Genomic DNA, 19,747 nt, shown 5'->3' on the forward strand with positions numbered 1-19,747 from the left:
TCAATGAATCATCAAAAGCTTCAGTTAGCTGATCTCGCTCGCCTGGTTCAGGGCGAGTGCATAGGTCAGACAGATTTACGTTTGAGTGCTTTGGCCAGTCTTGAACAGGCAACCTCACAAGATCTGGCATTTGTGAATGCCGATAAATATGTAGAGCAGGCCAATCAAAGTCAGGCAGGTGCTTTAATTGTCACGGCTGAACTAAAACAACAGATAACCTCACATCAAAACTTTATTGTTGTGGCAAATCCCTATCTGGCTTTCGCGATTCTGACGCATGTATTTGAGAAAAAACATCGCCAGCGTGGCATTGAGAGTACTGCTCAAATTCACCCGTCGGCAGTGATTGCGGACGATGCTTATATTGGTCATTACGTGGTGATTGGTGAGCATTGTGTCGTGGGTGCGAATACGATTGTTCAGGCGCATGTGCAGATCGATGATGATGTCGAGATCGGTCAGGACTGTTTTATTGACTCACATGTGACCCTCACCGGCGCAGCAAAAATTGGTAATCGGGTGCGTATTCATGCCAATAGCGTGATTGGCAGCGAAGGGTTTGGTTTTGCACCTTATCAAGGTAAATGGCACCGTATTGCGCAATTAGGTTCTGTACGCATTGAGGATGATGTGCGTATTGGGTCAAATTGTAGCGTAGACCGTGGTGCGCTGGATGATACGATTTTGCAACAGGGTGTTATTATTGATAATCTTGTGCAAATCGCGCATAACGTTAAAATTGGTGCACATACCGCAATTGCTGCAAAAACTGCCGTTGCAGGAAGTACCTCGATTGGCAAAAACTGTATCATTGGTGGTGCCTCTGCGATTTCTGGACATTTGAATATTGCCGATAATGTGACGTTGACCGGAATGTCAATGGTGACAAATAATATTTCTGAAGCTGGAAAATATTCATCCGGGATTGGTCTGTTTGAAAACCAGAAATGGAAACGTACCGTGGTTCGCCTCAGACAATTAGCAGATGTGCCATTGACCCAGGTGATCAAACGACTAGATCATATGCAATCTCAGATTGAGTCCATTGAATCAACATTTAAGTTGCGTAAATAATTATGATGACAGAGTCGAATTTGCCTACATTCACGAAGCCTGAATTGCCAATGAATATTCAAAAGATTCGTGAATATTTGCCCCATCGCTATCCATTTTTATTGGTTGATCGCGTAGTCGAGATTACCGAGAATGGCATTGTTGGTTATAAAAACGTCTCAATTAATGAAGAGTTTTTACAAGGCCATTTTCCGAATTATCCAATTATGCCGGGTGTGCTGATTGTTGAAGCGCTGGCACAAATCTCTGGAATTCTGGGTTTTGTGATGAATAACGAAGTGCCAAATGAAGGTTCTTTGTTCCTGTTTGCCGGTGCGGAAAAAGTTAGATTTAAAAAACAGGTGGTTGCAGGTGACCAATTGGTTTTAAAATCTGAATTAGTGATGCAAAAGCGGGGCATTTACAAATATAATTGTATTGCCACTGTAGATGGCGTCGTCGCAACAACCGCGGAAATTATGGTTTCGCATCAAAAAGTCGAGCAGGCATGAGCAATAATCCCCTTATTCATCCAACTGCCATTATTGACCCGTCAGCAGTCATTGCTGCTGATGTAGAAATTGGCCCATATTGTATTATCGGGCCAAATGTCACTATTGGTGCGGGTAGCAAACTTCATTCACACGTGGTGGTGGGTGGCTATACGCGTATAGGTGAATATAATGAAATTTTCCAGTTCGCCAGTGTAGGCGAGGTGTGCCAGGATCTTAAGTATGCTGGTGAAGAAACCTGGCTTGAGATTGGCGATCACAACAAGATTCGTGAGCATTGCAGTCTGCATCGTGGTACGGTTCAGGACCAGAGCCTGACCAAGATCGGTAGTCATAACCTGCTCATGGTCAATACGCATATTGCACATGACTGTATGGTTGGGGATTATAATATCTTTGCCAATAATGTCGGTGTGGCTGGACATGTCCATGTCGGGGATTATGTCGTTATTGGCGGAAACTCGGGCATTCATCAGTTCTGTAAGATTGATTCTTATAGCATGATTGGTGGGGCATCACTGATTCTGAAAGATGTACCGGCCTATGTAATGGTTTCAGGTAATCCTGCGCATGCATTTGCTATGAACATTGAAGGTATGCGTCGTAAAGGCTGGTCAAAGACCGTAATCAGCGGTTTACGTGATGCCTTTAAACTGATTTATAAATCAGGTTTAACGACTCAGGAAGCAATCGAGCAGATCCGTACAGGAATTTTGCCTGAAGTGGCTGAGGTACAGCGTTTAATCGATTCTCTTGAACAGTCGAAACGTGGTATTGTGCGCTAAAAGTTTAATATAATAAAAAAGACACCTGAAGGTGTCTTTTTTATTTTGGGAATTTCTATTTTACTTAAGAAATTTAATTTCCTCAGCTTTCGGATAATTCTTCAATAGCTTTGTTTTGTATTGCGAAGCAAGCGTAGCATTCTTTTCAACATCTTTGCTGATGTTATAAAGCTGATACAGGGCAGTGGAGGCTTTCGCAGAATTTGGATAGCGGTCAACGACAATCAGATAATTGCGTTTCGCTTCATCAAATTTTGGTGGGTCAATCGCCAGATTGAATTCCGCTAACCAGAAATAAGCATTGCTGATATAAACGCTATTCGGATTGTTTTTAATAAAGTTTTGCATCGGTGCAATGGCTTTGGCTGCACCGCCATTTTTATAAGCATCTAAAGCCACGGTATAAGCTGCTTTTTCAAGATCAGCAGGTTGCTGTCCGCTGCTTGCTGTATTGACCTTATTTGTGTTTAGGCTGGGTGCAGTATCCTGTGGGTTTTCCTCCGTTGGATTGTCCTCAGCAGGTTCAATTTTTTGTTGCAATAGTTCAAGGCGCTGATCAAGATCGGCATAACGATTGGTCAGTTCATTCTTGAGCCGTTCAATCTCATTTTCCTGTTCTTCCATTTTACCGCGCAAAATCCGCAGGTCATTTTCGAGTTGCTGGTTCTTTTGCATGATTTGCCAGCTGGTATTGGTTTGAACTGCTGGAGTTGCACCAGCCGCAATTGCTGCTGGGGTATTTACTGTGGTTTGATTCGTAGCTTGACTCAAGCCACGCGATTCAATCGGAATATTGGCAAATAGAGGCGTGGTAAAGAGTGCTGTCACTGCACACAATACGGTCTTTTTAAACATCATAAAATTTCCATAATTCTTTGTGAGATGCGGATCCGCTGCTCATCTTTTCAAAGTAGATCATTAATATACATTGCACACATTAAAAACGGCATTTTTAGAAAATGCAACAAGGTTTTACAAAGATCATGTGAATCTGAGTGTTGATGGATTGATTGTGAAGATCCCTTAAAAATCAGCAGAAATATCAATATTGTTTTTAAAATAATCAAACGGATAGCTTGAAGGATGATTTTAGGAAACAAGGCTTGCAACTTGATTAAAAATCTCTATACTCTGTTTTTGTAATGGTAGCCCTGCTGGTTACTTCGCAATTGTACTCTATGAACCCCGCCAGGACCGGAAGGTAGCAACGGTAATAGAACTATGATGTGCCGGAGCTTTGCTGGTAGGGTTGCCACCATATTCTTATTATTATAATAACAATGCAAATTCGCAGTTTTCTATTCTCAAATATTATTCCTTTTTCAATGTCGTCAAATAGCGCTATCTTATTATTTTAATGATTAAATCATCATTATCTTTTGCGGTGCTTTATTTTATTTTGCAGCTAATATTGAATTAAATATCCAATATGTTTATACGTGTATTAAGGCTTTCAAAGAATATAAGACTTAGTCTTCTGCTTTACGGTTAATCGCCTTGATAATCGCATCCATTTCAAAACCACGATACATTAAAAAACGGATCTGTTTGGCTTTGAGCTTGGGGTCTTTAGTAACTTCAGTCCCATATTTTTTGACTTTTAGTTCATAGGCTTGCTGCACCCAATCAGTTTCCTTGAGTTCTTCTGAAATCAGAGCAGTATCAATCTTTTTGCTCTTGAGTTTCATTTTAATTTGATTGGGACCTTTGCCTTTACGCTTTTGACTCGACAACATGGTTTCCGCCACACGCTGATCACTTTGATAGTTCTCACGGGACAGCTCTTCCACTAAGGTAATGACTTCATCACGATGCTCTGCATAAAGGCTTAATTTCTCGATCAGTTCGGCTTTGGAATATTCCTTACGGGTCAGTACGGCAAAGGCATAAGAACGTAAGCGTGAGCCTGTCAGTCCCGGTTTCTTCTCATCCTGAGTTGGGGTAGAGGAAAACAAACGTTCTTCAGGATCAAATTCAGGAGCGTCTTGGATCGCAGTTTTTGCAGGTTGAGCTTGATCTTCAGTATCACCAAATTGCTGTTTTAAAGTTTCATAATCGAGCAGTTTGCTGAATTTCGCGTCTGACATGATTCTCTCGGATTTTAGATTCCCTATATAATAACAAAACGCCCCGGAGGGCGCTGTGTATTGACGTTTAAAGATGATGCATCTAATAAGATCATGCATCTAAAAAGTCAGGTTCTTCCTTGCTATCGTCTTCTTCAACAACCACTGCTTTAGTCAGAAGCTGGTCACGAATCAGTTTTTCAATCGTCTGAGCCATTTCTTTATGCTCTTCCAGATAACGGATGGTGTTGTTCTTACCCTGGCCAATTTTGTCGCCTTGATAAGAATACCACGCACCAGCTTTCTGCACGATTTCTTGCTGTACAGCAAGGTCGATCAATTCACCTAGATGGTTAACACCTTTGCCATAAAGAATCTGGAATAAAGCTTCTTTAAACGGAGGCGCCATTTTGTTTTTCACGACTTTGACTTTGGTTTCAGAACCAACAATCTCGTCACCTTCTTTCACTTGGCCAATACGACGGATGTCCAAGCGAACAGAGGCATAGAATTTCAGTGCATTACCACCGGTTGTGGTTTCCGGGCTACCAAACATGACGCCAATCTTCATACGAATCTGGTTAATGAAGATCACCATACAGTTTGAGCGTTTGGCATTACCGGTAATTTTACGCAGTGCCTGGCTCATCAAACGGGCTTGCAGACCCATATGCGAGTCACCCATTTCGCCTTCAATTTCGGCACGTGGTGTCAATGCAGCAACAGAATCGACAACGATCATGTCGATCGCGCCAGAACGTACCAGCATGTCTGCAATTTCAAGTGCCTGTTCACCGTGATCCGGTTGCGATACCAGCAGATTGTCGATATCTACGCCAAGTTTGCGCGCATATTGAGGATCAAGTGCGTGTTCCGCATCGATAAATGCACACGTACCGCCTGCTTTCTGACACTCTGCAATTGCTTGCAATGTCATTGTGGTTTTACCTGAAGATTCAGGACCATAGATCTCGACGATACGACCTTTTGGTAAACCACCAATACCGAGCGCGATATCCAGCGTTAAAGAACCTGTAGACACGGCTTCAACTGCCTGAACGGTATTGTCACCAAGACGCATTACTGTATTTTTACCAAACTGTTTTTCAATCTGGCTTAAGGCAGCGTTGAGCGCCTTGTTTTTATTCTCATCCATCTTACAACCTCAATACGATGTCACTAAGTTAGTACTCAAGTGGATGTCTTAAATTAGAGCTTTGTTCCACAGGTGTATAGTGACAGAATTTTCCCTAGTGTTCTATAAAAGTCAGCGCATGTACGACATATTCTGACGCTTAAATATAATCGTCATTATAGGACCATGACTGATCGAAATTCTGACTATTTTCATTTTTAAATCTACTGATGTCACGACGATCTTTCTTGCTTGGACGATGGTCGGGACGAGCTAGATTATGCAACTTTCTTTGTGACGTAATCAATTCCCGGCGCGCAATACTGACTTCGGTTTCTTCATACAGTTTTTGTGCCACGGGTGCAGGGCCACGAACATCAGAAAGTTCCTTAACCAGCACGGTTTTTTTGTCGATGCCTTGCTGAATCGTCAGTTCCATACCAACACGGACTTCGCGCGATACCTTGACACGTTCACCATTGTGATGGACTTTGCCACCTTCAATCGCATGTTTGGCAATCGAGCGGGTTTTAAAAAACCGTGCTGCCCACAGCCATTTGTCTATACGCATGCCTACCGCATCTTCGGGTAAAGACGATTTACGCATATTTTTTTTCTACCTCAGCCTGATTTAAATGAGTGATTAAATCTGTTAATTGGTGCAGCATCGGGTAATTACAAGTCTGACGTGCTACTTTGGCTGAAGAGGGCTGCTGGATGCTGAACAGGTTCTGAATGCCATAGGCTTGAGCCCCATTCAGGACTTTTTCAGTATCATCAATAAAATAAGCATGTGCAGGATCAAATGGATGCAGTTCATTCAGGCCTTGCCAGAACTCGATAAATTCTTTGGCATGTCCGATCGTTTCTGAACTGACAATCACATCGAAATAATCTCTTAAATTCAAATGATCCAGTTTAAATGCTAGACCCGCACAGTCAGCATTGGTGGCCAGCCAGATGGGATAGCCATTATTTTTAAGATAATCGAGCAATTCGAGACAATGCGGGCGTAAGGCCACTTTATCTTTATGTTCAATTTGCATCGCCAGAACATCGACTTCGACTTTAGCCGTCCAGAAGCGTGAAGAGTACCAGTTTAAGGTATGATTATGTTCCTGATAGAATGCATAGAGTGTCGCCTGGCTGTGTTCCAGGCTACAGCCATGTGTGGCAGCATAACGCACAGGCAATAACTCGTTCCAGATGAAATCATCGTAGGCAAGATCAAGTAAAGTGCCATCCATATCGAAAATTATAGTCGGCTTTTGCATTCAAGTTTCTCCAAAGTTTTTCAAAGTTCAACAAAGCATATAGAAAAGCTTTAGATTCAATAGAATTACTCAACTTTCGCGTTTATTAACGACAATCAAATAATTTCAAAGTTCAACAAAGTCATTTACCTTTCAAGAAAAAATATGTACATATGTGTGTACATAATTTTGCTCTGCCTAAATATGTACAGAGTATAGAACATTTGGACTGGAAAATTTAAATGGCTTTAAGTGATAGTTGGCTCAAATCCAACAATGGGAAACCGCGTGAAAAAGTTGAGGTGGTGACGGATCGGGATGGCCTGTCAGTTCGAATTACACCTAAAGGCAAGATTGTCTTTCAATATCGCTATCGTTTTAGCGGCAAGGCGAAAAGACTGGACTTGGGTACTTATCCTTTACTCAGCCTAAAAGATGCCCGGGTACAGGTGCATAAATATAAAGCTGAACTCGACCAGGGTAAGGATCCAATGCAGCTTAAACTGAAAGGGGAAAGCGACTATCTGAAACAGCTCACAGTCAAAGACATTTGCGATCTTTGGTTTAATACGGTGGCCATTCATAAAGTCTCATACAAGGATGATTATCGAGCCTTTGAATTGCATGTTTACCCGCGTATAGGTAGACGGATCTGTGATGATGTGTCGCTGCAAGAATGGTCACAATTGCTTTTTGATATTGCCGCGGATGCTAAAACTGTATCAATTAAGGTGCTGGGCAATTTAAGAATGATCATGCGCTGGGGATGTATTCACGGAAAATTACAGCATCAGCCTATTCAACATTTAAGAGCAGCCGACCTAAACGTAAAGAAAGTAAAGCGGTCACGTTATCTTTCAGAACAGGAAATATTCTGGGTGGTGCATGCTTCACTGAGATCCAATGCCATATCACCAAAAAACAAAGCCATTATCATTATGCTGCTGTTTTTCGGTTGTCGTGTATCAGAATTAAGGTTGGCCAAGAAGTCTGACTTTGATTTTCAGGAAATGATCTGGCATGTACCGCCAGAGAATCATAAGATGGGGGATCGTACCCATAAGCCGATTATCCGGCCTATCATTCCGCAAATTGTGCCATTCATTAAGTATGTATTTTCACTCTCACCTGATAGCTGTGAATACGCTTTCCCGAACTTAAAAGGCAAAGCCTATACCATGCTGGCCAAAAGCTTTCAGACCACTATCCCTGTATATGTGAATGAGAATGTGCGTAAACGCTTTGGTGTGGAGATCCAGCACTGGACCACACATGATTTACGCAGAACAATGAGAACGCATATATCCGAACTGGCAGCACCGCATATCTGTGAAATTATGCTTGGCCATGGTTTACCTGCAGTGTGGGGAACTTATGATTTACACGAGTATTTAGATGATCAGGCGCAGGCGTATGAAAAGTGGTTTTTCAAGCTCTGCGCCATATTGGACAATTACGAGCGCTTTGATATCAAAGGCTGTATTTCAAGTGATTCAAGCAATCCGTTGTCTCTTTCCCAGGCATCCACGGCTTTGATTCCGTAACGGCTGCTTGAGCGCCCATGTGCTTTGATCACTGGTTCAGGAAAATCCTTTTTATTGCGCCAGTTGATCAAAGTGCCTTTTGTTACCCCATAACGCTTCAGTAACTCAGGCGTTGAGATATATAAAACCATCAAGACATCTCCTTTAAACTTTTCACCACAGATTCCGGTAAACCAAACACATCCTTAAAAGCCTTATCAAATTCACCACTAGCAATAAATTGATCAATACAGTTTTCCGGTTTTTGATGCTTTGCGATGTAGCTGCTCAATGCCTGATATATACCGTTTGAATTTCCCTTATTTACACCGACATGAATCTTGTCACCGATATTCTTAACTGAAAATCCAACATTAAGGTTTGAAGCATCAATGATTTCCATAAATGGCACGAATTCGTCCTGATTAAAAATCAGATCAAATGGCATTTCTTTATGCAGCTCATCACAAACATAGTTCGCCAATTGAAGTTTGGTTAGTTGAATTTCAGTCATTGGCTGGCTCCTGTGCTTTAAATTCCGTACCATCCGGATTAACACCTAAAGCCTCACAAATACGGTGGGCTACAGTTGAACCAGTGCCGAGCATGCTCATAACATGAACCCAATTGAGCTTTGATCTTGTGACCTTTGATGCACGAAGTGATTGACGCAAAAGAGCTTTAAACTCATATTCCTTGAAACGACCTTTTTCGAGTTCCAAGACGAGTTTTGCAGGCACCGCTTGGGCTTTGGCTGGAACAACAAGAAAACCAGCTTCATTAATTGCCTTCAAAACTGCTTCTGCTTGCTCATCACCCCATTCATGGGAGTTGCGCAAAATTGCGGTTTTTACGACTTCTTTAATATCCATCACGCCACCTCAATCCATTTGCCGGCATCAATCTCTGCGTCCCTTGCATGTCTAAAGTGCAAACTTAAAGCATCACAAATAGTGTCGTCATATTCGAAAAATATAATAATCTGACCTTTACGACTAAGCACCGCTTCAACTTCAAGCAAGCTACCCTCATAGTCTCCGCAAATGCTCACAATCTTATCGCCAGCTTTAAAGCTATTTACTTCTAATTCAGCATTCATCAAGCCACCTCAGCTTTTCTTCATTTTCATTGCTTTCAGGTTCTCAGTAGCTTCGTCCACCATCTCATGAAGCAGTTTGGCCATATCATCAACCCGGTGATCTGCAACCTGATTCAGCAATCCTGCAATGCCATTACCAGCAACCAGAAAAGCAAAGTCTAAGGCTTGAGCTGGATCGTCTTTCTGCATACGATCATGAATCTGGCCAATGAAAACTTTGAAGATCTGATCAACCACTTGTTCTGTTGTGCCTTGGAGTACGTTTGTCACATTAATTTTTTGAGCGTTCATATTTATTTCCTTTCAGACCACACCCGAAGGTGTGGCCATATCCGTATTATTTATTTGGGAACATATCCATCTGATCTTCGATCAATTGCTTTTTCTGCGCGTAGGCTTGCAGTAATTCCTGTTGATGCTCATTGGTCAGGTTTGGTTTAGCTGCATTCATTTGCTGTGCAACTTGTCGAATGTCTTCACCGTTCTTGGCATCAGAGATCAGGAGGGTAAGACCGTTTTTAACTGATCCACTTTTGATCGGGTCTACAGCTGGCGCTTGTGATGTTTCAAACTTGGCGCGTACTTGCTCAATGTTCGCCTGCAGGTACTGGAAGTCTGTTTGAGTCAAAGCATTGTCATTTTCGATCTGTTCTTCGATATCCAGAACGTCAGCCAGTGATTTCGCTGTATTTAAGGCTTTGGCATATTCCTTTTTCATTTCCGCAGAACTAGGTTGTTTCTTTTGCTGTACCAGTGCTTCGGCTTCTTGCTGTAGGCGCTTCAATTCATCAACGCTTAACGCCCCATCTCCGACATCATTTGATGTTTGATTTTGGACATTTTCAGCTTGTTGAACCGGCGGAATATCTTCTACTGGTGCTTCAACTTCCTGTGTAAAAGTCTTGGTTTGAGTTTGACGTGAGCGCTTTGGTTTTTCTTCTGCAGGTGCATTTGTGGCAACTTCTTTCACAACATTCTGTTTAATGCTGTCCAAGGTTTGCGGTGCTGTATTCACTGGCTCAGGCGTTACGTCAATGATTGATTCAAGTTCTTCTTCTTGTGTGCGGATACCCATCAGCACTTCTGGTGCATAGATCCGGCCAAAGAAGGAGGCAGCACGATAGCGAAGCATCTGCTCAGGCATGGTTTGCCATTTAGATCCGTTCTTTTGGTACCAGCCTTCTTTAACTGCCATTTCCATCGATATTTCTGCAGATTCAAGACGCTCACCTGTGCCGGCTTCAATTGCCCAGGCTTTACATACAATGTTACGCAGTTTAATCGTGTGAACTTTTTCCTCTGGCAAGCTCTTGCGAGCGCGCTCATTCCACTTCCAGTCTTTAGTGGTATAGGTCACTTCAATTTCACCACGATCTTCCATTTCAAAGCGAAGCGGTGAATATTTGCCAGAAGTATTAATAGCACCAATAACAAACTGAGATGACCAGGCTGGACGACCTTCAACAATGTAAAGGTTTTGCATAATCATCAGCGGATCTGCACCCATGCGATTAGCCATGTTCAGTGCAATTACACAGTTGGCCAAGCCGTTTGGATTTGGTTCTGAACGATATAACCAGTTGCCGTTCTGGTCTTTACCATCTTTGATTTTCAATGTATCGCGGTAAACTTCCGGCACCATGGTTGAGGCTGCAAGCATCTTGGCAATACGCTGTGCCAGTTCAAAGCCTTCAAGTGAAGTAAGACCCACTTCAACCGGTTTAGGTGCAGCATGAGCAGCTTGGCGAGAAGTACGAAGTTGTTCAGTTGTCATTACTTGAGAAGTCATTGTGGTATTCCTTATTTTTAAAAAATTAATTACTTACGAAATTTGCAGTTAGCGTACGCAGGGCAGAACTTTTCATTACAGAGCATTGATTTAGAGTTGCCGTAAAACGTGCCGTGTTTAATGATTTTTGCCGCGTGGTGCAGTAGTCCTGGATCTTCTTCAGTACCCAGTAGTACTTCTGCAGGTGATTCAATTTCACCGATACCCACGTGCTGACCTTTATCTGTTTTGCCAGTCGTCAGGCCATAAATACGGGCAGGGGCTGTTACCGGTTCCTGTAATGCATGTGCAGCAAGTACGGTATAAATTCCCATTTGTGGCGCATGGCCAACGGTTTTCACTACACCGTCACTGGTTACAGCAGCCTTACCGGTTTTGATATCAGAGATACCTAATTCACCATCTTCATTTTCATAAATGCGATCGATGGTTCCAGTAAGTTCAATACCTAGATCTGCAAGGATCAAAGATTCACAACGTACTTCCACACCGATGAAGTTCTGAGTAGGTGCAATGTGAGTGATGTACTTGTGCATCAGTGATTGGCCAATTGACTCAGCATCGTTCTGATTCAGATCAGACCAATCCACTTCTTCATTCGGTTGCCAGATCTGGTGATGCAAAATTTCTTCGCATTCTTCCAGGCTAACTTCTTCACCGATTAAATTCAGGTGATCCCACTGGGTTACGGCTTCATGAATTGCGGTACCCAAGCGAGTGCGTGCACCAGCTGGATTTCGTTTATTTAAAAGATTCTTGGCTTCCCAACGTGCAGGGCAATCGAACAGATCGCCTAGCGATGAAGCGCGGATCGGGATAATCTTTGTTGGATTCACATATGCGTTCATTTACTTTCCCTCCCTGATCACGACATGAACAGGCGCTTCACGAAAAGTCTCAATGCACGTAATTGTTCCGTCCAGCTGCTGACGCTCTTTTGGAGAAAGGTTGCGCCATTTAGCAATTATCCAATCACCTCTAAGAAGCCCAATCGGCGCTCTAGCTTGCATAGATCCATGGCTATAACCATTCTCTTTGCACCATGCACATGCTGCGTAGTAGGCTTGAAATTCACCTTCTTGGGTGAATGTAATCACTTGATCAGCCATTACTTCGCACCCCCTACAGACTTCGCAATCGCTTCCGCCTGATACGCAGACTGCTTTTCCGCTGCATGCAAAATCATGACTGACAGACCAAAGAAGATTGAAAACAGGAGCATCCAAGCAGCGACATTTGAAGCGACTTCTTTCGCTACTGATTTAGGTTCTGGGTGTTGGTACAAGCGCTCAGACGTTTGGCTTGATTGGCCGAACTCTGGCAGGTTGCTTTGAATAGGATTTTGTTTCATACTTATCTCGCTATATGCAAGCCCGCTAGATTTCCAGTCCCTGCGGGCTTTTTATTGGGTGCGAGATAAATATCGCATTAACGATAACTGTAGTCAATAGCTATTGCGATAAAAATATCGCTAAAAAGATTTAATTGTTTTTGTGACCATAAAAAACCGCCCTAAGGCGGTCTAAATAAAACATATTAATTTTTGTATTGGCTTGCACCATATTCATTTTTATATAGAGCATCTTCAATATCAAGGAATGTCTCAACATTATCCTTATCCACCTGCATTTTCTTAAAATACAAGAAAGACAAGAAACCTAAGGCCATAAGTAGAACTAAAAACAAACGTACTGACTCTTGATCGGGGTGCATCCAAATTATTGTAATTAGATCCCACAGGAAAATTATGATTCCAAGCCCACCAAGTAAGCAGATTAATTCAATATAGTTATTACTGCTTGACTCAATCTCATACAATATTTTCTCGGCTCTAGATCTAAGTCGCTCTCTCTCCGCCCCATGAAAAACATTAGGTTTGGATATTCGAGAATAAGCTCTTTTCGTTCTTGCTGAATCTATTATGTTGAGTGCAGCTTTAGCATCTATTGAAACATAAAATCCCTTTTTATGTTCCCATCCATCTTTTAGTTTTTTAGGCTTAAATATCAGAGACTTTGTAATAAATTTCCACATATGATTTCTTACCAATTTTCCATAGACTGCCAAGACCAAGCCCAGCCGATAATTTGAAATTGTTGATCAATTATCTCCTGAGCTGTCAGCCTTTCTTCTGGAAACTCCACAGTATTATCGGAAACAATTCGCACACCACCGAGAGGAAGGTTGTAAAGTCGCTTAAATTTAAAAAGCCCACCATGGCAAATAGCAAACACCTTGCCATCTTTTATAGTTGTACGCTCTAAATCAACGTAAACCGTATCCTTGTCTTTGATAGTTGGCAGCATTGAATCGCCGCTCGCAGGGAATGCCACACAGTTTTCTTGATGAATGTGTCTATCGTTTAAAGATTTACTATTTATAGTGATTTCCTCATGCTCTTGTTCAAGAACCTCACCAAATGACCCAGATCCACAGGAAATGGAAAGATTTGGATAGTATCTAATTTTCACTAGATTATTTAGCTGATAAGCAATTTCATCTGTATTGCTAACATGTTCAATTATTTGATTAATCGTGCCGTTGGTATAGTCTTTGTTATTCGCAAACTCCTGTTTTCCTGTCAATAAATAACTACTAGAAGTACCTAATGCCTGAGCAATAGCTTCCATATTTTTAGCTGATGTACTTTTTTTATCATTCTCTAAATCAGAAATAGTTGATTGGCCAACTTTCGCTTTTTTGGCTAGTTCAGGCTGAGACATGCTTAGAGATCTTCTTAGTGTTCTAATTCGATTTCCTACGCTCATGATTATTACTCCAAAGTTGATATCGCTATTGTGATGTAAATTTATATCGCTATGGCGGTTGCTTAAATATCGCAATCAAGATAAATTATCCCAATAGCTATTACGGGAATGATGAAATGACTAATTGGAGTCAGTTAATTAAAGACCTTCAGGACAAAGAGAAGGGGAATATGACTCAGCAACAAATTGCAGAGAGTGTTCCTTGCTCACAAAACTACATAAGCGATCTAAAGGCTGGAAAGAAAGGTAAAAGGCTTTCTTATGAAATCGCTGACGGTTTAAAGAGACTACACAAAGAGAAAGTAAACCCAGAAAACGAAGGGGTTGCTTAATGTCAGAGAAATTAACCGAAAGCATCACGTTCAAATGCACGTATGAAGAAAAACGTGATTTAGAAGCTATTGCCAGATCTGAAAACAAAACTCTGTCTGAGCACATTAGAAGTTTAGGCATATCAAATATTTCTGAAGTTCGGGAACGTTTAAATAATCTCGCATCTCTTATGCGTCTGACCACAGATACCGTAGACACGCCTATTTTTGAATTAACGCCTGAACCATTGATGAAACCTACCGGCACAAAAAATGCCCATCTGCGGGAACAGATGAGCATCTTTGCCATTCACTCAGAAAGTAAATGAGGCATGCAACAAATGTTGAATTTAACACGTATCGGGGAGGTTGTGAAGCCATGAATACTGCACAAGTAATTCCGTTTAAGAAGCCTTCACAACCAGCACAAGGGGCTGGGAAAAACATGTATAGCGATAAGTTTGATCAAGGCTATGTGATGTCTAGCCGCTTGTATCGAAAAGAAGTGTGGCCATTCATTAGTGATGCTGCACGTAACGTTTATGCGGAGCTGGAAAACCGTATTAACGGACATAACAAGGAGTCTGATTTTGTCAGCTACTCACAGCTACAGGGTGGTGACTTACCAGGTGCGCGTAAATTAAGCCGTGAAACTGTTAGGAATGGCATAGATGAGCTATTAAAACTCAAGGTTGTTTCAATTGCTGGTACTGGTTCAAGGGGCGTAAAAAAATACGTTTTAAATGAGATCTCACTAAAAGATCAGTTCACTAACAGGACTAGTTCGACTACCGAACCAGTTCGGAAAGTGAACCATACTAGTTCGACTACCGAACCAGTAACTAGTTCGGAAACCGAACACACAATAGATACTCCTATAGATCCTTTAGAAAATAATAAGAATAAAGCGCCGTCCGATTTTGTTCCTCAGGATCGCGGTGCTTTAAATTTTATTGATTACCACTCTGACGATCTAAAGCTGTACACGCTGAAAGATCTATCCGGGACCTACCCAATCAAAAAAGATTTCATGGCGCAAGCAGCTGTGAGTTTTCCAAAGCTGTCACAAGACATCGTACTTGAACAACTCAAAGAGCTGGCGCAATGGTCAGTTGGTCAACCTGAACGTATTTCTCAAAAATGGATGACCACCTGGTTGAACTGGTTACGCAATTACCAACCTGCAAAACCCAAGACTGAAAAACCAAAAGCAGCCAAGAAATCTAACGCAAATCTGAACGTGAATGATGCATGGAAAAATCAGCCAATTAATCACGCACCTGTTGAAAACTTCCAAGTGGATATCCCGGAGGACTTCGTATGAACGCAATGTCATCGTTTTCGTTTGGACTGAAAAAAGTTCAAGAGATCTGCAACAAGCATCAGGTCGCTATGGTTCAAGCAGGCCCATATCACAAGTGCCCAAAATGCGCCGTAGAGTTTCATGAAGCACAACTTGCACAAGCGCAGGCCGAAGTGGATCGTCAGGTACGTGAAAAGCACTTTGCAGGTGCTCAACTTCCAGAGCGTCATGCTCAGTCAGGTTTTAAAAATTACCTGGTGAAACATGCAGGACACCAGAATGCTTTAAGACTCGTTGTTTCTCATGCTCAAAGCATCTTGGATGGTCATAAAAACAATCTGGTGATGGTTGGCCCTACAGGTACAGGAAAAACCCATCTGAGCTGTGCAACGGCGAAAACACTGCTGAAAAATGGCAAATACGCACGCTACATCACCAGTGAGGATCTGGCACAACGAATCATGCACGCATGGGATCAACCAGACGCTACAGAGAAATCTGTAATCCATGATTTCACTCAATACGATTTATTAATTCTGGATGAATACGGATTACATGATCGTGATAAGCACCGGGAGCTGGTGCACAAAGTTTTATATGCACGCTATGACCGCATGAAGCCGACCATGCTGATTTCAAATTTAACCCTGGAAGAACTGCAAAAAGACTTAGGTGATCGTCTTTGGTCCCGTTTTCAGCAGGGCGGTTTAACCATAGTGGAATGCAATTGGAATGATCAACGTACAGGGGGTGCAGCATGATTAGTAAATCTCATAGCCATATGTTTGAGCAAACCCTTGAAATCATGCTGTTCATCACGTTCCGGACAAATAAAACCTATGTGATAGATGTTCTGGAGCAAGTGGTTTCAGGTGTAAGCGAAAGAACTGTGTGTAGGTACTTATCCTCGCTTGAGGATCTTGGCTATGTCACAGGCGATAAAAAGAGCCCACAAGGCTTCCTGCCAACGGAAAAGGCAAAACAACTGTTTGGGGCTACTGCATGACGATACGCATGAGCGAAAAACAGTTAGAAGTTCACTTGAATAAGCACAATTTACGCAAGGAATGCGCGTCAGTGCAATTTAAAAACAAAATTGAAGCAAAGACACATGAAGCAGAAAAAAACGCCGTAGACGCGAAACTAGAGCGAAATAGCGTAGGGGGTGAAAAGGTTATTTTAGATTTTAAGTTACCGGCTATTCCTCCAAGCGTGAACCACTACTGGAAGAAATCTGGACGCGGTTTCAAGTTGAGTGATGAGGCAAGAGATTTTCACGATCTGGTCAGCATGTTGGTACCGCCAACCAGAACAGCAGCACGGTTAAAACTGGAGGTGACGTTTCATTTTCCAAATCGGTTAAGACGGGATATCGATAATTACTTGAAAGCAACGATTGATAGCCTGGTGAAGTGTGAATTTTGCGTGGATGACGAACAGTTTGATGAGCTGATAGTGCGCCGGGGCAATGTGGTTAAAGGCGGACTACTCAAAATAAAAGTGATGGAAATTTAAAGTGAATATAGGGGTTGCTATGGGAAGTTCTATGGGGCTGCAACTGGTCGGTGGTGAGTGTGGAGAGGGGGTTTATACGAACGACCCTCGCGCGCGCGCGCGTTTTATCAATCTGCATACCAAAAAGAAGGTCAAAGAGTTCAAGTTAAAACTTCGAAATTACAAACGTCCAGACTTCAACAGAATGATTCTGGACTTAGGCAAATGCGGCTGGACACACGAAAAGATTGCAGACGTTCTGCCGGTGTCTGGTGCTTCTACAGTTTCAGAATGGGCACGTGGTGGCGTTCCGAACTATGACAACGGCCATGCATTCATTCTGCTATGGCAAACAGAGACAGGCATTGTGCGCTACCCACTGGTAGGTGAATGGATGACATACAAGTACAAGATTGGCCAGATGGATATTTTTGAAGACGGCGGCCTGTGTGATCAGGTGATTGATGAATTGGATCGGGAGTTGGGATTGTGAAACTAACTAAGCAGCAGCGCTCAGAACTAAAGATGAAATTTGGCGGTCACTGTGCTTATTGCGGTGACCAATTGGGTGATAAATGGCATGCAGATCATATTGAAGCGGTGAAGCGTGATTTTGATATGAAAAAGTGCGAAAAGACGGGTTACATGATTCCTGTGTCTAATGGGGTTTTATTCAGACCTCAAAATGACACCTTGGAAAATATGAATCCATCTTGTGTACCTTGCAATATAAATAAATCTTCAATGTCTTTGGAGTCATGGCGTAGATCAATTGCCCATTACCGTGATGTTCAATTACTGCGTGATAGCACTCATGCGCGTCACTTGCATCGTTTTGGATTGATTGAGATCAAACCTGATCCTGTGGTGTTCTTTTTTGAAAAGTTGGGTGGTGCTCAAAATGCCTTGCGAGGTGGCCATGAGTAGCGATTCGGTTTTTTATATTTGCGGAACAATCCTAATTTTGGCGTATTGGTTCAAAGAGCCAATCAGCAAGTTTATAGGGGGTTAGGATTGTGAGAGATTTTAAGGTTGGCCAAACAGTAACGCACGACAGTCCATGCTGGAAACCACAAGGCAAGCTAACCATTGTAAAAGTAGATATTGGCCGTCGTAGTGGATTAAAAATTATTACTGCGACGGATGAAAGCGGAAAGGAGTTCACTGCTGTAGAGGGGGTATTTCATGCCACCTGACTACACCCACATAGAGAATGACGGCACGCCGTGGAAGGAATCCAACGGCGATTGGTTTTACTGGCGTGAATTGTGGGGATGGATTCAGTATGTCGGGCCGAAGAATAGTAATTTTTTTAATAAGTTTAGGTGATCTATGAAAAACACAATTAGAGTTGGGCGCTACTTAAATAAATCTACAAGCGCTAAAGAGCTTATACAGAAATGGGCATGTTTAAATCCTGAAATTAAAGATGGTGATGTTGTTCGCGGTAGAACATTTTTACTTAATCTTGAGAAAATGAACCGCTGTGTTTTCTTTCCTGTGAAAAATAATCTGGCGATTCACGATTGCCACTTTACGGGAGCTAAAGAGGGCTTAAAAGGCGACTGGTTAGCTAAATTTAAATTGATGGAATGCCGTGATGATCTAAGCGTGGAGATAATTTAAATGAATACGATCAACGAGCGCATGCGCAAAGATGAAGGTTTTAAAAAGTGGTGCTTTGATACGGGACTGGTGGGTAATAAAAATTGGTTTAATTTAGAGAATGGCTCTGGAGATGAAGTCTATATAGCTTTTGAAGCGTGGGAACACCAACAAGCTATCATTGAGTCTCACGAGCAGCGCCGCATTGAGTTGGCTAAAGAGAATCAAAGATTGCATAAAGAGGTAGCGGCCTATAAGTCTCAGATCCGTGATGCTATCAATGCGTTCGACAGTCTTCATAGCGAGTCTTTGAAGGATGATGTTCGGGATATTGTTAAACCATTTATCTCGGATGATCTCTGTGAATAGCTTGGCAATAAGCATGCCAATTCTTAAGTTTTCCTGAAAATACACAATAAAGCAGAACACCCATACCCCCACAGTAACCCTATTCAATCAACCACTGAATAGGGTTTTTTTATGGCAGCTCGCAAAGTAAATACACCAGGTGCACCAGAGAAAGCGCCGGAACCAGTCAGCACAGCAGAACAAGCCGATGCAGCGTTAGAGCACATCACAGGTCAGGATGCTGAATCACAAGACCAGTCTACTAATGAAACCAGTTCACTAGGTACACCAGTTGAACCAACTGCAGAAGAACTGGCAGCCAAAAAGGAATATGAAGAATTCCTTCAATGGCGCAAAACCAAAGGTGAATCAGCTCAACCAGCTACACAGCATGCACCTACCGACCCAACAGCAAAGCGCACGCGCCAAGTTGTAGGCCCTAACGGTTGGATCACTGAGGAGTACTAACCATGTGCGGTGGATTCATAGGTAAGGCTATTAGCACCGTAACGGATGCCATTGGTCTGACTGATACCAAGGCAGCATCCAAGGGCTATGACGCTCAGGCGGCAGAAGCAAAGGCCAGAGCAGAGGCACAGACAGCGGAAAACGAACAGGTGGCACAGCGCAAAAAGCGTAAAGCTTCTGAAGTGCTTTCTTCTGCATCTGATGATGAAAAGAAATCAACACTAGGCGGTTAAGG

The 19,747-nt window shown here is 42.4% G+C and carries 33 protein-coding genes and 1 other RNA gene; 18 read left to right on the plus strand and 16 right to left on the minus strand.

Features of this window, described 5'->3' with window-relative positions:
• Positions 1 to 3 precede the first annotated feature (3 nt).
• Genes lpxD through lpxA form a run of 3 tightly spaced genes read left to right on the plus strand, consistent with a single transcriptional unit; the run spans position 4 to position 2,350 of the window.
• The gene (lpxD, locus tag F893_RS08900; protein ID WP_004279878.1) at positions 4 to 1,074 is read left to right on the plus strand and encodes a UDP-3-O-(3-hydroxymyristoyl)glucosamine N-acyltransferase; all 1,071 of its coding nucleotides are present in this window, start codon (positions 4 to 6) and stop codon (positions 1,072 to 1,074) included.
• A 5-nt stretch (positions 1,075 to 1,079) separates the two neighbouring features.
• Positions 1,080 to 1,565: a 3-hydroxyacyl-ACP dehydratase FabZ gene (gene fabZ / locus F893_RS08905; RefSeq protein WP_171054310.1), complete on the plus strand. Its 486-nt coding sequence runs from the start codon at positions 1,080 to 1,082 to the stop codon at positions 1,563 to 1,565.
• The gene (gene lpxA, locus F893_RS08910) at positions 1,562 to 2,350 is read left to right on the plus strand and encodes an acyl-ACP--UDP-N-acetylglucosamine O-acyltransferase (protein ID WP_004279876.1); all 789 of its coding nucleotides are present in this window, start codon (positions 1,562 to 1,564) and stop codon (positions 2,348 to 2,350) included. The genes fabZ and lpxA overlap by 4 nt, the downstream gene beginning before the upstream one ends.
• A gap of 60 nt (positions 2,351 to 2,410) precedes the next feature.
• Here lpxA and F893_RS08915 read toward each other — a convergent pair whose 3' ends face one another.
• The gene (locus tag F893_RS08915; protein WP_004279875.1) at positions 2,411 to 3,208 is read right to left on the minus strand and encodes a tol-pal system YbgF family protein; all 798 of its coding nucleotides are present in this window, start codon (positions 3,206 to 3,208) and stop codon (positions 2,411 to 2,413) included.
• A gap of 294 nt (positions 3,209 to 3,502) precedes the next feature.
• Here F893_RS08915 and ffs point away from each other — a divergent pair.
• Positions 3,503 to 3,599: signal recognition particle sRNA small type (gene ffs, locus F893_RS17450), an RNA gene on the plus strand.
• Between the two features lie 220 nt (positions 3,600 to 3,819).
• Here ffs and F893_RS08920 read toward each other — a convergent pair.
• The 4 genes from F893_RS08920 to F893_RS08935 form a co-directional block, all read right to left on the minus strand.
• Positions 3,820 to 4,437, minus strand: coding sequence for a regulatory protein RecX (locus F893_RS08920; protein WP_004729845.1), 618 nt, complete (start codon positions 4,435 to 4,437; stop codon positions 3,820 to 3,822).
• A 91-nt stretch (positions 4,438 to 4,528) separates the two neighbouring features.
• Entirely contained in the window at positions 4,529 to 5,572 is a 1,044-nt protein-coding gene (gene recA / locus F893_RS08925) for a recombinase RecA (RefSeq protein WP_004279873.1), read from the minus strand.
• Positions 5,573 to 5,711: 139 nt separating this feature from the next.
• Positions 5,712 to 6,158, minus strand: a complete 447-nt coding sequence (locus F893_RS08930; RefSeq protein WP_004729843.1) for an RNA-binding S4 domain-containing protein — start codon at positions 6,156 to 6,158, stop codon at positions 5,712 to 5,714.
• Positions 6,151 to 6,825 (minus strand): HAD-IA family hydrolase, encoded by a 675-nt coding sequence (locus F893_RS08935; RefSeq protein ID WP_005251502.1) that lies wholly within the window; start codon positions 6,823 to 6,825, stop codon positions 6,151 to 6,153. The genes F893_RS08930 and F893_RS08935 overlap by 8 nt, the downstream gene beginning before the upstream one ends.
• A 221-nt stretch (positions 6,826 to 7,046) precedes the next feature.
• Here F893_RS08935 and F893_RS08940 point away from each other — a divergent pair, with 221 nt between their 5' ends.
• Complete coding sequence (locus tag F893_RS08940) at positions 7,047 to 8,348, plus strand: tyrosine-type recombinase/integrase (protein WP_005251504.1); 1,302 nt, start codon at positions 7,047 to 7,049, stop codon at positions 8,346 to 8,348.
• Here F893_RS08940 and F893_RS18290 read toward each other — a convergent pair.
• The 11 genes from F893_RS18290 to F893_RS08995 all read right to left on the minus strand — a co-directional run bounded on the left by F893_RS18290 (position 8,258) and on the right by F893_RS08995 (position 13,983).
• Positions 8,258 to 8,479 carry a hypothetical protein gene (locus tag F893_RS18290; protein ID WP_005251506.1) on the minus strand — a complete coding sequence of 74 codons (222 nt, stop codon included), beginning with the start codon at positions 8,477 to 8,479 and terminating at the stop codon, positions 8,258 to 8,260. The two genes, F893_RS08940 and F893_RS18290, sit on opposite strands and share 91 nt — an antisense overlap.
• Positions 8,479 to 8,841 (minus strand): hypothetical protein, encoded by a 363-nt coding sequence (locus F893_RS08950; RefSeq protein ID WP_005251507.1) that lies wholly within the window; start codon positions 8,839 to 8,841, stop codon positions 8,479 to 8,481. Before F893_RS08950 ends, F893_RS18290 begins: the two co-directional genes overlap by 1 nt.
• Positions 8,834 to 9,199 carry a hypothetical protein gene (locus tag F893_RS17155; protein ID WP_005251508.1) on the minus strand — a complete coding sequence of 122 codons (366 nt, stop codon included), beginning with the start codon at positions 9,197 to 9,199 and terminating at the stop codon, positions 8,834 to 8,836. Before F893_RS17155 ends, F893_RS08950 begins: the two co-directional genes overlap by 8 nt.
• Complete coding sequence (locus F893_RS08960) at positions 9,199 to 9,426, minus strand: hypothetical protein (RefSeq protein ID WP_005251509.1); 228 nt, start codon at positions 9,424 to 9,426, stop codon at positions 9,199 to 9,201. Before F893_RS08960 ends, F893_RS17155 begins: the two co-directional genes overlap by 1 nt.
• A gap of 9 nt (positions 9,427 to 9,435) precedes the next feature.
• Positions 9,436 to 9,717: a hypothetical protein gene (locus F893_RS08965; protein WP_005251512.1), complete on the minus strand. Its 282-nt coding sequence runs from the start codon at positions 9,715 to 9,717 to the stop codon at positions 9,436 to 9,438.
• A gap of 46 nt (positions 9,718 to 9,763) precedes the next feature.
• Positions 9,764 to 11,215 carry a recombinase RecT gene (locus tag F893_RS08970; RefSeq protein WP_005251514.1) on the minus strand — a complete coding sequence of 484 codons (1,452 nt, stop codon included), beginning with the start codon at positions 11,213 to 11,215 and terminating at the stop codon, positions 9,764 to 9,766.
• Between the two features lie 29 nt (positions 11,216 to 11,244).
• Positions 11,245 to 12,063, minus strand: coding sequence for a RecB family exonuclease (locus tag F893_RS08975; protein ID WP_005251517.1), 819 nt, complete (start codon positions 12,061 to 12,063; stop codon positions 11,245 to 11,247).
• Complete coding sequence (locus tag F893_RS08980; protein ID WP_005251519.1) at positions 12,064 to 12,324, minus strand: hypothetical protein; 261 nt, start codon at positions 12,322 to 12,324, stop codon at positions 12,064 to 12,066. It abuts the gene before it with no gap.
• Positions 12,324 to 12,566 (minus strand): hypothetical protein, encoded by a 243-nt coding sequence (locus F893_RS08985; protein ID WP_005251521.1) that lies wholly within the window; start codon positions 12,564 to 12,566, stop codon positions 12,324 to 12,326. The genes F893_RS08980 and F893_RS08985 overlap by 1 nt, the downstream gene beginning before the upstream one ends.
• A 185-nt stretch (positions 12,567 to 12,751) precedes the next feature.
• A complete protein-coding gene (locus F893_RS08990) occupies positions 12,752 to 13,249 on the minus strand; it encodes a hypothetical protein (protein WP_005251523.1) in 498 nt (165 codons plus the stop codon).
• 8 nt (positions 13,250 to 13,257) lie between these two features.
• A complete protein-coding gene (locus F893_RS08995) occupies positions 13,258 to 13,983 on the minus strand; it encodes an XRE family transcriptional regulator (RefSeq protein ID WP_005251529.1) in 726 nt (241 codons plus the stop codon).
• A 116-nt stretch (positions 13,984 to 14,099) separates the two neighbouring features.
• Here F893_RS08995 and F893_RS09000 point away from each other — a divergent pair, with 116 nt between their 5' ends.
• From F893_RS09000 to F893_RS09060, 13 genes are all read left to right on the plus strand, one after another.
• Entirely contained in the window at positions 14,100 to 14,315 is a 216-nt protein-coding gene (locus F893_RS09000; RefSeq protein WP_005251531.1) for a hypothetical protein, read from the plus strand.
• Positions 14,315 to 14,623 carry a hypothetical protein gene (locus F893_RS09005; RefSeq protein ID WP_005251533.1) on the plus strand — a complete coding sequence of 103 codons (309 nt, stop codon included), beginning with the start codon at positions 14,315 to 14,317 and terminating at the stop codon, positions 14,621 to 14,623. The genes F893_RS09000 and F893_RS09005 overlap by 1 nt, the downstream gene beginning before the upstream one ends.
• A gap of 50 nt (positions 14,624 to 14,673) precedes the next feature.
• Positions 14,674 to 15,618 carry a hypothetical protein gene (locus tag F893_RS09010; protein ID WP_005251535.1) on the plus strand — a complete coding sequence of 315 codons (945 nt, stop codon included), beginning with the start codon at positions 14,674 to 14,676 and terminating at the stop codon, positions 15,616 to 15,618.
• Positions 15,615 to 16,358: an ATP-binding protein gene (locus tag F893_RS09015; RefSeq protein ID WP_005251537.1), complete on the plus strand. Its 744-nt coding sequence runs from the start codon at positions 15,615 to 15,617 to the stop codon at positions 16,356 to 16,358. The genes F893_RS09010 and F893_RS09015 overlap by 4 nt, the downstream gene beginning before the upstream one ends.
• Positions 16,355 to 16,603: a hypothetical protein gene (locus F893_RS09020; protein ID WP_005251546.1), complete on the plus strand. Its 249-nt coding sequence runs from the start codon at positions 16,355 to 16,357 to the stop codon at positions 16,601 to 16,603. The genes F893_RS09015 and F893_RS09020 overlap by 4 nt, the downstream gene beginning before the upstream one ends.
• Positions 16,600 to 17,112 (plus strand): RusA family crossover junction endodeoxyribonuclease, encoded by a 513-nt coding sequence (locus F893_RS09025; protein ID WP_005251548.1) that lies wholly within the window; start codon positions 16,600 to 16,602, stop codon positions 17,110 to 17,112. The genes F893_RS09020 and F893_RS09025 overlap by 4 nt, the downstream gene beginning before the upstream one ends.
• A 19-nt stretch (positions 17,113 to 17,131) precedes the next feature.
• A complete protein-coding gene (locus tag F893_RS09030; protein ID WP_005251549.1) occupies positions 17,132 to 17,584 on the plus strand; it encodes a hypothetical protein in 453 nt (150 codons plus the stop codon).
• A complete protein-coding gene (locus tag F893_RS09035; RefSeq protein ID WP_005251550.1) occupies positions 17,581 to 18,018 on the plus strand; it encodes an HNH endonuclease in 438 nt (145 codons plus the stop codon). Before F893_RS09030 ends, F893_RS09035 begins: the two co-directional genes overlap by 4 nt.
• Positions 18,019 to 18,107: 89 nt before the next feature.
• On the plus strand, positions 18,108 to 18,287 hold the full coding sequence (locus tag F893_RS09040; RefSeq protein WP_017397829.1) for a hypothetical protein: 180 nt from the start codon (positions 18,108 to 18,110) through the stop codon (positions 18,285 to 18,287).
• Positions 18,288 to 18,423: 136 nt separating this feature from the next.
• Positions 18,424 to 18,717 (plus strand): hypothetical protein, encoded by a 294-nt coding sequence (locus F893_RS09045; RefSeq protein WP_005251551.1) that lies wholly within the window; start codon positions 18,424 to 18,426, stop codon positions 18,715 to 18,717.
• Entirely contained in the window at positions 18,718 to 19,065 is a 348-nt protein-coding gene (locus F893_RS09050; protein WP_005251552.1) for a hypothetical protein, read from the plus strand.
• A 111-nt stretch (positions 19,066 to 19,176) separates the two neighbouring features.
• Positions 19,177 to 19,512 (plus strand): hypothetical protein, encoded by a 336-nt coding sequence (locus tag F893_RS09055; protein ID WP_005251553.1) that lies wholly within the window; start codon positions 19,177 to 19,179, stop codon positions 19,510 to 19,512.
• Between the two features lie 2 nt (positions 19,513 to 19,514).
• Entirely contained in the window at positions 19,515 to 19,745 is a 231-nt protein-coding gene (locus F893_RS09060) for a hypothetical protein (RefSeq protein WP_005251554.1), read from the plus strand.
• Positions 19,746 to 19,747 lie beyond the last annotated feature (2 nt).

It is taken from the genome of Acinetobacter sp. CIP 102136 (genome assembly GCF_000369685.1).
GTDB lineage: Bacteria > Pseudomonadota > Gammaproteobacteria > Pseudomonadales > Moraxellaceae > Acinetobacter > Acinetobacter fasciculus.

What these genes read in the sequence shown, in the direction of transcription:
- F893_RS08985 (WP_005251521.1), bottom strand. Translation starts at nt 12,566, where the DNA reads ATGAAACAAAATCCTATTCAAAGCAACCTGCCAGAGTTCGGCCAATCA.
- F893_RS09060 (WP_005251554.1), top strand. Translation starts at nt 19,515, where the DNA reads ATGTGCGGTGGATTCATAGGTAAGGCTATTAGCACCGTAACGGATGCC.
- F893_RS08990 (WP_005251523.1), bottom strand. Translation starts at nt 13,249, where the DNA reads ATGTGGAAATTTATTACAAAGTCTCTGATATTTAAGCCTAAAAAACTA.
- lpxA (WP_004279876.1), top strand. Translation starts at nt 1,562, where the DNA reads ATGAGCAATAATCCCCTTATTCATCCAACTGCCATTATTGACCCGTCA.
- F893_RS09025 (WP_005251548.1), top strand. Translation starts at nt 16,600, where the DNA reads ATGACGATACGCATGAGCGAAAAACAGTTAGAAGTTCACTTGAATAAG.
- F893_RS08980 (WP_005251519.1), bottom strand. Translation starts at nt 12,324, where the DNA reads ATGGCTGATCAAGTGATTACATTCACCCAAGAAGGTGAATTTCAAGCC.
- F893_RS09020 (WP_005251546.1), top strand. Translation starts at nt 16,355, where the DNA reads ATGATTAGTAAATCTCATAGCCATATGTTTGAGCAAACCCTTGAAATC.
- F893_RS08950 (WP_005251507.1), bottom strand. Translation starts at nt 8,841, where the DNA reads ATGACTGAAATTCAACTAACCAAACTTCAATTGGCGAACTATGTTTGT.
- F893_RS09045 (WP_005251551.1), top strand. Translation starts at nt 18,424, where the DNA reads ATGAAAAACACAATTAGAGTTGGGCGCTACTTAAATAAATCTACAAGC.
- F893_RS08930 (WP_004729843.1), bottom strand. Translation starts at nt 6,158, where the DNA reads ATGCGTAAATCGTCTTTACCCGAAGATGCGGTAGGCATGCGTATAGAC.
- recA (WP_004279873.1), bottom strand. Translation starts at nt 5,572, where the DNA reads ATGGATGAGAATAAAAACAAGGCGCTCAACGCTGCCTTAAGCCAGATT.
- lpxD (WP_004279878.1), top strand. Translation starts at nt 4, where the DNA reads ATGAATCATCAAAAGCTTCAGTTAGCTGATCTCGCTCGCCTGGTTCAG.
- F893_RS09015 (WP_005251537.1), top strand. Translation starts at nt 15,615, where the DNA reads ATGAACGCAATGTCATCGTTTTCGTTTGGACTGAAAAAAGTTCAAGAG.
- F893_RS09005 (WP_005251533.1), top strand. Translation starts at nt 14,315, where the DNA reads ATGTCAGAGAAATTAACCGAAAGCATCACGTTCAAATGCACGTATGAA.
- F893_RS08915 (WP_004279875.1), bottom strand. Translation starts at nt 3,208, where the DNA reads ATGATGTTTAAAAAGACCGTATTGTGTGCAGTGACAGCACTCTTTACC.
- F893_RS08920 (WP_004729845.1), bottom strand. Translation starts at nt 4,437, where the DNA reads ATGTCAGACGCGAAATTCAGCAAACTGCTCGATTATGAAACTTTAAAA.
- F893_RS09030 (WP_005251549.1), top strand. Translation starts at nt 17,132, where the DNA reads ATGGGAAGTTCTATGGGGCTGCAACTGGTCGGTGGTGAGTGTGGAGAG.
- F893_RS18290 (WP_005251506.1), bottom strand. Translation starts at nt 8,479, where the DNA reads ATGGTTTTATATATCTCAACGCCTGAGTTACTGAAGCGTTATGGGGTA.
- F893_RS17155 (WP_005251508.1), bottom strand. Translation starts at nt 9,199, where the DNA reads ATGGATATTAAAGAAGTCGTAAAAACCGCAATTTTGCGCAACTCCCAT.
- F893_RS08970 (WP_005251514.1), bottom strand. Translation starts at nt 11,215, where the DNA reads ATGACTTCTCAAGTAATGACAACTGAACAACTTCGTACTTCTCGCCAA.
- F893_RS08965 (WP_005251512.1), bottom strand. Translation starts at nt 9,717, where the DNA reads ATGAACGCTCAAAAAATTAATGTGACAAACGTACTCCAAGGCACAACA.
- F893_RS08935 (WP_005251502.1), bottom strand. Translation starts at nt 6,825, where the DNA reads ATGCAAAAGCCGACTATAATTTTCGATATGGATGGCACTTTACTTGAT.
- F893_RS08975 (WP_005251517.1), bottom strand. Translation starts at nt 12,063, where the DNA reads ATGAACGCATATGTGAATCCAACAAAGATTATCCCGATCCGCGCTTCA.
- F893_RS08995 (WP_005251529.1), bottom strand. Translation starts at nt 13,983, where the DNA reads ATGAGCGTAGGAAATCGAATTAGAACACTAAGAAGATCTCTAAGCATG.
- F893_RS09055 (WP_005251553.1), top strand. Translation starts at nt 19,177, where the DNA reads ATGGCAGCTCGCAAAGTAAATACACCAGGTGCACCAGAGAAAGCGCCG.
- F893_RS09000 (WP_005251531.1), top strand. Translation starts at nt 14,100, where the DNA reads ATGACTAATTGGAGTCAGTTAATTAAAGACCTTCAGGACAAAGAGAAG.
- F893_RS08960 (WP_005251509.1), bottom strand. Translation starts at nt 9,426, where the DNA reads ATGAATGCTGAATTAGAAGTAAATAGCTTTAAAGCTGGCGATAAGATT.
- fabZ (WP_171054310.1), top strand. Translation starts at nt 1,080, where the DNA reads ATGACAGAGTCGAATTTGCCTACATTCACGAAGCCTGAATTGCCAATG.
- F893_RS09010 (WP_005251535.1), top strand. Translation starts at nt 14,674, where the DNA reads ATGAATACTGCACAAGTAATTCCGTTTAAGAAGCCTTCACAACCAGCA.
- F893_RS08940 (WP_005251504.1), top strand. Translation starts at nt 7,047, where the DNA reads ATGGCTTTAAGTGATAGTTGGCTCAAATCCAACAATGGGAAACCGCGT.
- F893_RS09050 (WP_005251552.1), top strand. Translation starts at nt 18,718, where the DNA reads ATGAATACGATCAACGAGCGCATGCGCAAAGATGAAGGTTTTAAAAAG.